The organism is Phenylobacterium sp. (genome assembly GCF_031984885.1).
In the GTDB taxonomy this organism is placed as follows: Bacteria; Pseudomonadota; Alphaproteobacteria; order Caulobacterales; family Caulobacteraceae; genus Phenylobacterium.
On the sequence record NZ_DAMABV010000017.1, the window covers coordinates 1 to 12,681 of the forward strand.

8 protein-coding genes are annotated in these 12,681 nt (G+C 70.1%); 7 read left to right on the forward strand and 1 reads right to left on the reverse strand.

What is annotated here, in order from left to right:
• Positions 1-310: 310 nt before the first annotated feature.
• On the reverse strand, positions 311-1,570 hold the full coding sequence (locus RTL41_RS18390; protein WP_312166559.1) for a TetR family transcriptional regulator: 1,260 nt from the start codon (positions 1,568-1,570) through the stop codon (positions 311-313).
• 167 nt (positions 1,571-1,737) lie between these two features.
• Here RTL41_RS18390 and RTL41_RS18395 point away from each other — a divergent pair, with 167 nt between their 5' ends.
• The 7 genes from RTL41_RS18395 to RTL41_RS18425 all read left to right on the forward strand — a co-directional run bounded on the left by RTL41_RS18395 (position 1,738) and on the right by RTL41_RS18425 (position 12,667).
• On the forward strand, positions 1,738-3,978 hold the full coding sequence (locus tag RTL41_RS18395; protein WP_312166560.1) for a TonB-dependent receptor: 2,241 nt from the start codon (positions 1,738-1,740) through the stop codon (positions 3,976-3,978).
• Positions 3,975-5,102: a serine hydrolase domain-containing protein gene (locus RTL41_RS18400; RefSeq protein WP_312166562.1), complete on the forward strand. Its 1,128-nt coding sequence runs from the start codon at positions 3,975-3,977 to the stop codon at positions 5,100-5,102. Before RTL41_RS18395 ends, RTL41_RS18400 begins: the two co-directional genes overlap by 4 nt.
• Before the next feature lie 231 nt (positions 5,103-5,333).
• Positions 5,334-6,281, forward strand: a complete 948-nt coding sequence (locus RTL41_RS18405) for a retroviral-like aspartic protease family protein (protein ID WP_312166564.1) — start codon at positions 5,334-5,336, stop codon at positions 6,279-6,281.
• A gap of 141 nt (positions 6,282-6,422) precedes the next feature.
• Positions 6,423-7,541 (forward strand): DNA polymerase III subunit beta, encoded by a 1,119-nt coding sequence (gene dnaN / locus RTL41_RS18410; RefSeq protein ID WP_312166565.1) that lies wholly within the window; start codon positions 6,423-6,425, stop codon positions 7,539-7,541.
• Positions 7,542-7,596: 55 nt separating this feature from the next.
• Entirely contained in the window at positions 7,597-8,739 is a 1,143-nt protein-coding gene (gene recF / locus RTL41_RS18415) for a DNA replication/repair protein RecF (protein ID WP_312166567.1), read from the forward strand.
• Positions 8,736-11,177, forward strand: a complete 2,442-nt coding sequence (gyrB, locus tag RTL41_RS18420; RefSeq protein ID WP_312166568.1) for a DNA topoisomerase (ATP-hydrolyzing) subunit B — start codon at positions 8,736-8,738, stop codon at positions 11,175-11,177. The genes recF and gyrB overlap by 4 nt, the downstream gene beginning before the upstream one ends.
• Positions 11,178-11,323: 146 nt before the next feature.
• Entirely contained in the window at positions 11,324-12,667 is a 1,344-nt protein-coding gene (locus RTL41_RS18425) for an LLM class flavin-dependent oxidoreductase (protein WP_312166569.1), read from the forward strand.
• The last annotated feature ends 14 nt before the right edge of the window (positions 12,668-12,681 follow it).

Sequence of the window (12,681 nt, forward strand, 5' to 3'; positions counted from 1 at the left end):
CCAGTTCAATAGGGACCTGCCAGTGATGGGCTCCAACAACGTCCGCTAAGGGTCGATTCCGGTCCTGCGCCTCGTGGCGGAAAGCGGACATGGCGAGCGCCAAGCTGGCAATCCAGCTAGGCCGACAGATCAGCGCCCCGATGATGCAAGGGCGGAAGGTTCGACACCAAGACCACGAAGGACACAAAGACCACGAAGGGGCTGATGATGTAGTAGCCTCCGGGGGATCGCTGGAGCGCGCCTTCGGCGCGGGAGTCTTCGTGGTCTTGGTGTTTCCCTATTCAGCCGCCGCCATTCGGCCGCCGCCCTCCTACCTAACCGCCAGCCCATACGCCGCCACGTCGCAGATCTCCTCGGCGATCTGCCGCGGACTGAGCCGATAGTCGGCCGGCAGCCACTTGGGCAGCCATAGGAAGATCCCCGCCGACACCTCGCCGACGAACACGCAGTCGCAGGGCCGCACCGAGCCGTCGGCGATCCCCTGGCGCAGGCTGCGGTTGGAGGTCATCCGCAGCCTCTGGCCCGCGCGCTCGAACGCCGCGCGGTCGTCGGGCGCCAGCGCCAACCGTCCCGGCTGCAGCATCAGCGGCGAGGCCGGCCCCGCCTGGGCCTGGACGTTCAGGTGCAGGGCGATCAGCGCCCGCTCGAAGCCGTCGCGGCCCTGGGCCACGGCGGTGTCCATGATCAGGTCGTAGAGCTCGAAGGCGCGCCGGTAGCAGCGGGTGACCAGGTCGGCCTTGTCGTCGAAATAGTGGTAGATCGCGCCCTTGGTCGCCCCGACCTCGGCCCCGATGTCGTCCAGCGAGGCCCCGTCGATGCCGCGCTGGTTGAACAACCGCGAGGCCGCGGCGATCAACTGGGCGATCTTGATCTCGTTGGTCTGCCGGCGGTCGAAGGCGTTGAACGAGCGCGCGGTCAGGGCCTCGATGTCCAGCGCGCACAGCGGCGTCTCGCGCGGGGCCGTGGAAAAGCCGTTCAGCATCAGGTCGACGATGGCGTGGGCGATCCGCCGCCGCGCCGCGCGCCCGTCGCGATAGCCCATCCAGCCGGCCGACAGCCGGCCCCAGGAGATCATCCCGATCAGGGCCTGGGCCGCGATCTCGCTGTTGCAGGGCCGCAGGACCCCGGCCGCCGCCCCGGCGTCCAGCCAGTCGCGGAGGATCGCCACATTGCGCGCCTGCAGCTCGGCGATCACGCTGCGCCGGGCCGGCGGCAGGAAATCGACGTCGCTCAGCACCGCCTGCGGCGGCCGCTCATAGGCCAGTTGCGCCGCGACGAAGCGGGCCAGCCGCTCGCGCGGGTCCTCGCTGGCCTCGGCCGCGGCCGCCAGGTCGTCGGTGGTCGCCTCGCAGGCCCGCTGATAGGCCCCGAACACCAGGTCGGCGCGGTCGGCGACATAATAGTAGAGGGCGTTGCGCGACAGGCCCACGCGCTCGGCCACGTCGTTGATGACGACGCCCCCCGCGCCCATGGCGTTGATCTCGCGCGCGGCCTCGGCAAACAGCAGGTCGCGCTTGGCCGCGCGCTTGCGCGCCGGCTTGCCGCTCCCCTGATCGCCATTGCCCGCCATCGGCCGTTCGTCGCGCCTCCGCCGCCCTTCGTCAATCCGTACATCAGACATACGCAAGTGTCGAAGTTTGCTTGACGACCAGATTTGGTCGTGTCGTTATCCCACCAAACTCAGATGTCGAAAAATGGCGCGCCCAAGAGCGACGCCGCTGTCTCGGGGAGGGAACTTTGAACGATTCCAACATCATGCGCGCACGGCTGCTGGCCGGCGCAGGGGCCGCGGCCCTGGCGCTCGGCGCCGGCGCGGCGCTCGCCGCCGAGCCGGTCGAGATCGAGGCGATCACCGTCACCGCCCAGAAGCGGACCCAGGACACGCTCGACGTCGGCCTGAACGTCGCCGTCATCGGCGCCCAGGAGCTGGCCGACCGCCGCGTCGGCCAGGTCAGCGACCTGGTCGCCTTCACCCCCAACGTCGACATCAAGGAGAACATGCCCGGCGTGCTGCCGGTGGTGACCATCCGCGGCGTCGGCCTCAACGACTTCTCGGCGACCAACAACCCCAGCGCCGGGGTCTATGTCGACGAGGTCTATCTGAGCTCCCTGGCCCTGATGAACTTCGACCTCTTCGACCTGGAGCGGATGGAGGCGCTGAAAGGCCCGCAGGGCACGCTCTACGGCCGCAACTCCACCGCCGGGGCCATCAACATCGTCACCGCCAAGCCGAGCTTCGGCGGGGTCCAGGGCCGCCTGGCCGCCGGCTACGGCAATTACCAGACCGCCGAGATCGAGGGGATGGTGAACCTGCCGGTCTCCGACACCCTGGCCCTGCGCTTCGCGGGCAAGGCGGTGAAGCAGGACGAGGGCTTCTTCGACAACCGCCTGCCCGGCCGCGACATCGGCCGGCGCGAGGTCGGCCTGGCCCGCGCCCAGGCGCTGTGGGCGGCCACCGAGGACGTCGAGGTCCTGGTCAAGCTCGAGGTCCAGAAGGGCCGCTCCGAGATCGGCGGCCCGGAGTTCTTCGGCGCCCTGGCCCCGCCCGGCGCCCCGGCCGGCCTCGTCTGCCCCGGCTCGCCGGCCTGCATGGACTTCCAGGGCTATACCGACACCGACGGCGACCCCTTCGCCGGCGCCTGGTCGGTCGATCCGACCTATGACGTCGACCAGCGCGCGGCCACCGTGCGGCTGACCGCCGACCTCGGCTGGGCGGACCTGACCTCGATCACCGGCTATGTCGACTTCAAGCGCCAGTGGGGCGCCGACACCGACGGCGGCCCCTACCGCCAGACCGACTTCGTCGAGCGCGACAAGATCAGCCAGTTCTCCCAGGAGCTGCGCCTCTCCGGCGCCACCGAGACGAGCGACTGGATCGTCGGCGTCTTCGCCTCCCGCGACCGCGTGAAGATGACCTATGACGGCGCGCTGCAGGACCTGTTCAACACCACGCTCCTGACCTTCACCGACCAGACCGCCAAGTCGGCCGCCGCCTTCGGTAACCTCGAATGGCGCTTCGCCGAGGGCCTCAGCCTGGTCGCCGGCCTGCGCTACACCTGGGAGGAAAAGGCCAATGTCGGCGGCGACCTCGACCTGGTCTCGAGCTGCCCGGCCAGCTTCCTCTCCATGGTCCCCTGCGGCGCCGGCCCGGTGACCCTGGCCTTCATCGACGAGACCATCGACGACACCAACTGGTCCTGGAAGCTCGGCCTCAACTGGAAGCCCGATCCCCTGACCCTCGTCTACGGCTCGATCAGCCAGGGGGTGAAGAGCGGCGGCTTCTTCTCGGGGGTGGCCACCACCACCGCCCAGCTCCAGCCCTACGAGCCCGAGACCCTGATCGACTACGAGATCGGCGTGAAGCAGCGGCTCCCGGGCCTGCGCCTCTCCTGGTCGGCCAGCGCCTTCTATTACGACTATTCCGACGTTCAGACCTTCATCCGCGACACCTCGGGCGGGCTGCCGATCCAGCGGCTGGGTAATGTCGACGAGGCCTCGATCTACGGCCTCGACCTCGACGCCATGTGGTCGCCGCCGGCCCTGCCCGGCCTCGACCTCGTGGCGGGCCTGGGCCTGCTGCACACCGAGCTGGGGGCCTTCGCCTCCTCGAACGGCCCGGTTCCGAAGGGCGCCAAGCTCCCCGACGCGCCCGAGGTCAGCTTCACGCTCTCGGCCGCCTACGGCTTCGACCTTGGCCAGGACGCCAGGGGCCGCGTCCAGGTCGACGGCCGCTATGCCGACGACATGTACAAGGACGCCCTCAACGACCCGCTGATCGCCACCGACGCCTATTGGGTCTGGAACGCCCGCGCCAGCCTCGCCCTGCCCGGCGACTGGGAGATCGCGCTCTGGGGCAAGAACCTCGCTGACGAGCGCTACGTCACCCAGGGGGTGAACAACCTGCCCCTCGGCTTCGGCTTCCGCGTCTACGGCGCCCCGCGCACCTTCGGCCTCACCGTCTCCAAGGCTTTCCAATGAGCATCCAGATCCACGGCTCCGCCGACCCCGCCTTCGCCGCCCTGGCGGCCGAGTTCGAACGCAACTTCACCGACCGCGGCGACGTCGGCGCGGCGCTCAGCCTGGTGATCGACGGGACGCCCGTCCTCGACCTCTGGGCCGGCAGCCTCGACGCCGCCGGCGCCCGGCCCTGGGCCGCCGACTCGGTGGTCAACGTCTGGTCGACGACCAAGGCGGTGGGCGCGCTCTGCTTCGCCATGCTGGTCGAGCGCGGCGCCTGCGCCTACGACGACCCGGTCGCCCGCTGGTGGCCGGACTTCGCCGCCCACGGCAAGGACGGCGTCACCATCGCCATGCTGCTCTCGCACCAGGCCGGGCTGTGCAGCTTCCGCGACCCGGCCGTGGTCGAGGACTTCTACGACCTGGAGCGGGCCGCCGCGCGCCTGGCCGCCACCGAGCCGCTGTGGCCGCCCGGCTCGCGCTCCGGCTATCACGCCATCTCCATCGGCGTGCTGGCCGGCGAGCTGTTCCGCCGCATCGCGGGCCGCAGCCTGACCGCCTTCGTGGCCGCGGAGCTGGCCGCCCCCCTGGGCCTCGACCTCACGCTGGGCCTCCCGCCGTCCGAGGAGCCGCGCCGCGCCGAGATGATCGCCCCGCCCGAGCTGGCGACCTCGAACATGACCACGGACCTCAACCCCTCGCAGGTGGCCGCCTACCTCAATCCGGTCATCGAGCCGCTGCTGCCCAACACGGCGGCCTGGCGCGCCTGCGAGCTGGTCTCGGCCAACGGCTTCTCCAACGCCCGCTCGCTGGCCCGCCTGTTCGGCGAGGTCGCCGCCGGCCGGCTGCTGTCGCCGCAGACCCTGGCCCAGGCCACCGCCCTGCGGATCAGCGGCGTCGACGAGGTGCTGGGCGTGCCCGCCCGCTGGGGCGCGGGCTTCCTGCTCAACACCGACGGCCTCTACGGCCCTTCGCCGGACGCCTTCGGGCATTCGGGCTGGGGCGGTTCGTTCGCCGTCGTCGATCCCGGCCGCCGCGCGGCGCTGGCCTATACGATGAACCGCATGGGGACCGACCTGGTCGGCGACCCCCGCGACGTCGCCCTGATCGCCGCCGCCTACGAGGGGCTCGCCGCCGCGGCCTGAGGCTTCGGCAGGTTGTTGGATGCTATCGGCAGGTTTTCGCAACGCCTGCCGATAGCTGCCGAACGCCGCGGGGCGCCGATTCCGGCCGGCTCGGCGCCCCGCGCGCGCCGACGCCTGCGCCCTGCCGGCGGGGCTTGCGGCCGGGCGCAACCCTGGGCGGTCTAAGGCCTGGAAAAATTGACGGTTTCCCGCATCGGGCGTAGGCTTCGCCGGAACGATTGGGAGCGAAACGTGCTGGTCGGGTCACAGACTCGCCGCCTTGCACTCGGCAGGCTCGCCGCCGCCGGCGGCCTGCTGCTGACGCCGCAGATCGCCTTCGGGCAGGTTCCTGAGAGCCCCGCGCCGGAACCTGACGATACGCCCACCACCATCGCCATCACCCGGCAGCTTTTCGAGCACATCACCGCCCCGGTGACGATCAACGGCCAGGGGCCCTGGCGCTTCATGGTCGACACCGGCGCCAACGTCTCCTGCGTCTCCGTCGACCTGGCGGCCAAGCTGGCCCTGCCCAAGGGCCGCGAGGTGCAGGTGAACACCATCGTCGGCCGCCGCGCCCGGCCCAGCGTGGTGCTCGAGCGCCTGGAGATCGGGACCCGCGTGCGCCGGCACGTCGAGGCGCCGGTCCTGCCGATGTCGTCCTTCGACATCGACGGCGTGCTGGGCATCGACTGGCTGAAGGGCCAGCGCCTGGTCATGGGTTTCGCCGGCAACACCTTGGAAATCACCAGGTCCAGGCACGAGAACAGCGGCAAGGGCCGCGTCGTCGTCCCCGCCCGCCGCAAGTCCGGCCAACTGACCATCGTCGACGCCGACATCAGCGGCCGCTCGATCAGCGCCATGATCGACTCCGGCTCGCAGTTCTCGCTGGGCAACGCCTCGCTGCGCAAGCTGATCATGCGGCTCGACCCCGCCGCCCACCAGCGCTCCAGCCCCGTCGGGCTGATCTCCATCGCCGGCGAGCGCTTCAGCGGCGAGCAGCTCTACCTGCCGTTCATCCGCCTCGGCGGCCTGAACCTGGGAAACGTGCCGGTGGTGTTCTCGGACATGCCGATCTTCAAGCTCTGGGACCTGCACGACACCCCGACCATCATGATCGGCATCGACCTGCTGACCCAGTTCGAGACCGTTTCGGTGGACTTCGGACGCTCCGCGGTCCGCTTCGATATCGCCAGCGCCTGAAGGGGTTTGCGCATCTTCCCCCGCTCAGATGGTTTCGCCCCCTTTAACCCGGCCGCATTTCGGCTAATGTCCCAAGTCCCTCCAGCATAGGGGGCGACGGCGCGCTCTGGCGTCGGCGCTTGGAGAGATTCGGACCGGAACATGAAGCTTACGATTGAACGGGCTGCGCTCATGAAGGCGCTGGGCCATGTGCAGAGCGCGGTGGAGCGTCGCAACACGATCCCGATCCTGTCGAACGTACTGCTGTCGGCGGAACGCGACCGGCTGACGTTCTCGGCGACCGACCTCGACATGGAGATCATCGACGAGGCCCTGGCCCAGGTCGACCAGCCCGGCCAGATCACCGCCCCGGCCCACACCCTCTACGAGATCGTCCGCAAGCTGCCCGAGGGCGCCGACGTCTCGCTCAGCTTCACCGGCGAGGACCCGCGCCTGACCGTGGCCGCCGGCCGCTCGCGGTTCAACCTGCCGGTGCTGCCGGCCGGCGACTTCCCGGTCATGTCGTCGGACGGCCTGTCGGGCCGCATCGGCGTCGACGTCGGCGACCTGATCCGCCTGATCGACAAGACCCGGTTCGCGATCTCCACCGAGGAGACCCGCTACTACCTGAACGGCCTCTATCTCCATACCGTGGTCGACAACGGCGTCCAGAAGCTGCGCGCCGTGGCCACCGACGGCCACCGCCTGGCCCTGGCCGAGATGATCGCGCCCGAGGGCTCGGCCGGAACCCCCGGCGTCATCGTGCCGCGCAAGACCATCGGCGAGGCCCGCCGCCTGCTGGAGGACGCCGGCGAGAACGTCGACCTGCAGGTCAGCCCCCAGAAGATCCGCCTGGACTTCAACGGCGCGGCCCTGACCTCCAAGGTCATCGACGGCTCGTTCCCCGACTACAGCCGCGTGATCCCGCAGGGCAACGACCGCATCATGCTGGTCGACAACAAGCTGTTCGCCAAGGCCGTGGACCGCGTCGCCACCATCTCGGCCGAGAAGAGCCGCTCGGTCCGCATGGCCATCGAGCCGGGCAAGATCATCCTGACCGTCCGCAACATGGAAGCCGGCCAGGCCGTCGAAGAGCTGGAAGTCGACTACGGCGGCGAGGCCTTCGAGCTGTCGTTCAACGCCCGCTACCTGCTCGACGTCACCGACCAGATCGCCAGCGAGACGGCCGAGTTCCGCTTCGGCGGCCCCAACGACCCGGCCCTGGTGCTCGACCCCGTCGACGCCGACGTCCAATACGTGCTGATGCCGCTGCGGGTGTAGGCCAAGGCGGCGCAGGGCCTTCGCGCCGGCGTGCGAAACCCGCTATGACGCGCCGGTGACCACCGCCTTCACCCGCCTGACCCTGACCGACTTCCGCTCGTACCAGCGGGCCGAGCTCGCCCTCGACGGGCGGCCGGTGTTCCTGGTCGGGCCGAACGGGGCGGGCAAGACCAACTTCCTGGAGGCGGTCAGCCTGTTCACCCCCGGCCGGGGCCTGCGGAGCGCGGTCGGGGCCGAGCTCGGCCGCCGCCAGCCGGGAGAAACCCAGGGCCGCGCCTGGGCCGTCGCCGCGGTGATCGAGCAGGACGGCGAGCCGGTGCGCATCGGCGTCGGCGTCGAGGCGCCCGGCGCCCCCCGCCGCACGGTGCGGCTGGAGGGCGAGCCCGTGCCGCCCGGCCGCCTGTCCGACCACCAGCGCCAGGTGTGGCTGACCCCCGCCCAGGACCGGCTGTTCCTGGAGGGCGCGGGCGACCGCCGCCGGTTCTTCGACCGCCTGGTGTTCGCCGCCGAGCCCGGCCACGCGACCCACGCCAGCGCCTACGAGAAATCCCAGCGCGAGCGGATGCGGCTGCTGACCGACGGCCCGGCCGACGCGGCCTGGCTGACCGCGCTGGAGGCCCGCATGGCCCAGGCCGGGACCCTGATGGCGCAGGCCCGCGCCCGCACCCTGGCCGCGCTCCAGGCCGAGATCGACGGGCGCGGCGACCGGCCGTTCCCGCAGGCCAGGCTCTCCCTGACCGGCGACTGGGAACGCATGGCGCTGGAGGGCGTCGAAGCGGACGAGATCGAGGCCCGGCTGACCCGCGCCCTGGCCAGCGCGCGCGATCGCGACGCCGCCGCCGGACGCGCCCTGACCGGCCCGCACCGGGGCGATCTGGCCGTCATCCACGCCGAGAAGGACCGTCCTGCGGCGGAATGCTCGACCGGTGAGCAGAAAGCCCTGATTCTGAACCTGGTTTTGGCCCAGGCGGCGCGTCTTTCGCGTGCAGAATCGGCTCCAAACCCTATATTGTTGCTGGATGAAGTCGCAGCGCATCTGGACCGTCGCCGACGGGCCGCGCTCTTCGACGAAATCGAGGCGCTCAGGCTGCAGGCGTTCCTGACCGGCACGGACGAGCATCTCTTCGAGGATTTGAAGGGCCGGGCCCAGGGCGTCCATGTGGACGGCTCAAGCCTGGCGATTCTGGATACGGTATGACCGACGAAACCCAAGGCGAATCCAACGGCCCCGAGTCCAATGGGCAAGCCGAGTACGGCGCGGAATCCATCAAGGTCCTGAAGGGCCTGGACGCCGTGCGCAAACGGCCGGGCATGTACATCGGCGACACCGATGACGGCTCTGGCCTGCACCACATGGTCTACGAGGTGGTCGACAACGCCATCGACGAGACCCTGGCCGGCTACGCCAGCCGCGTCGAGGTGATCCTGAACGCCGACGGCTCGGTGACGGTCACCGACGACGGCCGCGGCATCCCGGTCGACATCCACGAGGGCGAGGGCGTCTCGGCGGCCGAGGTCATCATGACCCAGTTGCACGCCGGCGGTAAGTTCGACCAGAATTCCTACAAGGTCTCGGGCGGCCTGCACGGGGTCGGCGTCTCGGTGGTCAACGCGCTGTCGGACTGGCTGCGCCTGAAGATCTATCGCGGCGGCAAGGCCTACGAGATGGAGTTCCGCCGCGGCGACGCAGTCTCGCCCCTGGTCGTCACCGGCGACGCGCCCCTGCGCGAGAACGGCGAGCCGTTGTCGGGCACCGAGGTCACGTTCCTGGCCTCGACCGAGACCTTCGCCTTCATCGAATACGACCGCAAGACCCTGGAGCACCGCCTGCGCGAGCTGGCCTTCCTGAACTCCGGCGTGACCATCTGGCTGAAGGACAACCGCGAGGCCGAGCCCTTCGTCGAGCTGCTGCACTACGAGGGCGGCATCGAGGCGTTCGTGCGCCACCTGGACAAGGCCAAGACCCCGCTGCTGAAGACCCCGATCGTGGTCCGCGGCAAGAAGGACAATGTCGAGCTGGACCTGTCGCTGTGGTGGAACGACGGCTACCACGAGAACGTCCTCTGCTTCACCAACAACATCCCGCAGAAGGACGGCGGCACCCACCTGGCGGCGTTCCGCTCGGCCCTGACCCGCATCATCACCAGCTATGCCGAGAGCTCGGGCGCGACCAAGCGCGAGAAGGTCTCGCTGTCGGGCGAGGACGCCCGCGAGGGCCTGACCTGCGTGCTCTCGGTCAAGGTGCCGGACCCGAAGTTCTCCTCGCAGACCAAGGACAAGCTGGTCTCCTCCGAGGTGCGCCCGGCGGTGGAAAGCCTGGTCTCCGAGGGCGTCAGCACCTGGTTCGAGGAGCACCCGAACGAGGCCAAGCTGATCGTCCAGAAGATCGCCGAGGCCGCGGCGGCGCGTGAGGCCGCCCGCAAGGCCCGCGAACTGACCCGCCGCAAGTCGGCGCTCGACATCACCTCGCTGCCCGGCAAGCTCGCCGACTGCTCCGAGAAGGACCCGGCCAAGTCGGAAGTCTTCCTGGTCGAGGGCGACTCCGCCGGCGGCTCGGCCAAGCAGGCCCGCAACCGCGAGAACCAGGCGATCCTGCCGCTGCGCGGCAAGATCCTGAACGTCGAGCGCGCCCGCTTCGACAAGATGCTGTCGTCCGACCAGATCGGCACCCTGATCACCGCCCTGGGCGCCGGCATCGGCCGCGACGACTTCAACATCGACAAGCTGCGCTACCACAAGATCGTCATCATGACGGACGCCGACGTCGACGGCGCCCACATCCGCACCCTGCTGCTGACCTTCTTCTACCGGCAGATGCCGGAGGTGATCGAGCGCGGCTATCTCTATATCGCCCAGCCGCCGCTCTATAAGGCGACCAAGAGCCGGCAGTCGCGCTATCTGAAGGACGACGCCGAGCTCGAGAACTACCTGATCGACGAAGGCGTCGAGGGCGCGGCCCTGGACCTGTCGTCGGGCGAGCGCCTGATCGGCGCGGACCTGCTGGCCCTGGTCCAGGGCGCCCGCGGCGCCAAGGCCAATGTCGAGCGGCTGTCCTCCCGCGCGCCGGCCTTCGCCATCGAACAGGCCGCCATCGCCGGCCTGCTGGCCGAGGACGGCGGCGACCTGGCCAAGGCGGCCCGGCGAATGGACCTCTACGCCGAGGAAGGCGACGGGACCTGGAGCGGCGAGAAGGCCGCCACCGGCGGCTACGTGTTCTCGCGGATCAAGCGCGGCGTGTCCGAGCGCATCGTGCTCGACGACCTGCTGCTGCACGCCGCCGACGCGCGCCGCCTGTCGGAACGCGCCGCGGCCATGGCCGAGACCTTCGAGGGCGTCGCCACCTTCACCCGCAAGGACAAGACCGCCACCATCCGCGGCCCGCTGGACCTGTTCAACGCGGTGATGGAAGCCGGCCGCCGCGGCCTGTCGATCCAGCGCTACAAGGGCCTGGGCGAGATGAACCCCGACCAGCTTTGGGAGACGACGCTGGACGCCGACGCCCGCACCCTGCTGCAGGTCAAGGTCACCCACGCCGACGACGCCGACGACATGTTCACCCGCCTGATGGGCGACCTGGTCGAGCCGCGCCGCGAGTTCATCCAGGAAAACGCCCTGGACGCCGAAGTCGACGTCTGACGCCGGAAGGCCCGCGGGCGGCGTTCGCCGGCGCGGGCCCTTTCCCAGGCCCGATAACGCCCGCTCATGACACGGGTGAAGACAACTCGTTATTCCAGGCGCGTCACGCCCAATAGGTTGCGGCTCCGATCCCAAGGAGAGCCGCCATGACCCAGCCGCCCCGCCGCCAACTGAAACTCGGCGCCATCCTCGCCGGCGTGGGCACAGACCACGCAAGCTGGCGCGATCCGGACCTGGCGGGCGACGCCTCCATCGACATCAACTGGTACATCGAAAACGCCCGCCTGGCCGAGGCGGCCAAGTTCGACCTGGTGTTCATCGTCGACAGCCCGTTCATCACCCCCGACACCGCCCCGCACTTTCTCAACCGGCTGGAGCCGCTGACCCTGCTCTCGGCCCTGGCGGTCACGACGTCTAGGATCGGGCTCGTCGGCACGCTGACGACCTCCTACTGGGAGCCCTACAACGTCGCGCGCCAGTTCGGATCGCTCGACCACATCAGCGGCGGCCGCGCCGGCTGGAACGTCGTCACGACCGGCCTGGAAGGCGCCTCGCGCAACTACGGCCGCGAGGAGCACTACGAACACGGCGAGCGCTACGAGCGCGCCGGCGAGTTCGTCGAGGTCGTCCAGGGCCTGTGGGACAGCTACGAGGATGACGCCTTCCCGCGCGACAAGGCCGCCGGCGTGTTCCTCGACAAGACCAAGCAGCACGCCCTCGACCACAAGGGCAAGTTCTACTCCGTCGCCGGACCGCTCGCCCTCTCGCGCTCGCCCCAGGGCCAGCCGGTGATCTTCCAGGCGGGCGTCAGCGGGGCGGGCCGCGACCTGGGCGCCCATATCGCCGAGGGCGTGTTCGCCGGCGTCGACACCTTCGAGGAGGGCCAGGAGTACTACGCCGACCTCAAGGCCCGCGCCGTCGAGCTCGGCCGCAACCCCGACCACATCAGCGTCCTGCCGGGACTGGCCCCGATCATCGCCGACACCGACGAAGAGGCGCGCGCCCTGGCCGAGGCGCAGGCGGGCAAGCGCGAGATCGACAAGCTGCTGGTCGAGCTCGGCCGCGCCTTCAACTATCACGACTTCCGGCAGTACCCGCTGGACGGCCCCTTCCCGGACGTCAGCAACCTCAGCCTCAACAGCTACAAGGGCCGGGCCGAGCGCATCGTGCGGATCGCCGCGGCCGAGAAGCTGACCCTGCGCGAAACGGCCGAACGGTTCGCCGGCTGGAAGTTCGACTTCGTCGGCTCGCCCCAGACCATCGCCGACGAGATCGAGCGCTGGTTCGAGGGCCGCGCCTGCGACGGCTTCATCCTGCGGGTGACCCGGCCCGGCGACTTCGCCCTGTTCCGCGAAAAGGTCGTGCCGCTGCTGCAGGCCAAGGGCCTGTTCCGCACCGAGTACGAGCACGACACCCTGCGCGGCCACCTCGGGCTGCCCGTCCCGGAGCATCGCTGGCGCAAGGCCCCGGCCCTGGCGGCGGCCGAATAGCGCCGAGCGCCCGC